At 46.2% G+C, this 344-nt stretch carries 2 tRNA genes; both read right to left on the bottom strand.

Going from position 1 to position 344, the window contains the following annotated elements:
• Positions 1-81 precede the first annotated feature (81 nt).
• A tRNA-Leu gene (locus FC65_RS11225) sits at positions 82-166 on the bottom strand.
• Between the two features lie 48 nt (positions 167-214).
• A tRNA-Cys gene (locus FC65_RS11220) sits at positions 215-285 on the bottom strand.
• Positions 286-344: the final 59 nt, after the last annotated feature.

Genomic DNA, 344 nt, shown 5'->3' with positions numbered 1-344 from the left:
TAGTTACTGCCCATGCCGGGCACACTACAAAAGAAAAACGCCTATTTCTAGGCGTTTACTACTGACAAAATGTATAAAAAATACCGGTGATCGGGGTCGAACCGATACTCCCTCAACGGGAACTGGATTTTGAGTCCAGCGCGTCTGCCAATTCCGCCACACCGGCATATCAACAAAAATAATTATACTATATGTTAGCGCCTAAAGCAACTAAAGGCGGTAACCGGATTTGAACCGGTGATGAAGGTTTTGCAGACCTCTGCCTTACCACTTGGCTATACCGCCATTCTAAAGGAACAAACCCTTATTGGGATAGCTGGATTCGAACCAGCGCATGTGGGAGT

This window comes from Ligilactobacillus acidipiscis DSM 15836 (genome assembly GCF_001435755.1).
Taxonomy (GTDB): domain Bacteria; phylum Bacillota; class Bacilli; order Lactobacillales; family Lactobacillaceae; genus Ligilactobacillus; species Ligilactobacillus acidipiscis.
This window is presented reverse-complemented; position numbering and strand designations above follow the sequence as displayed.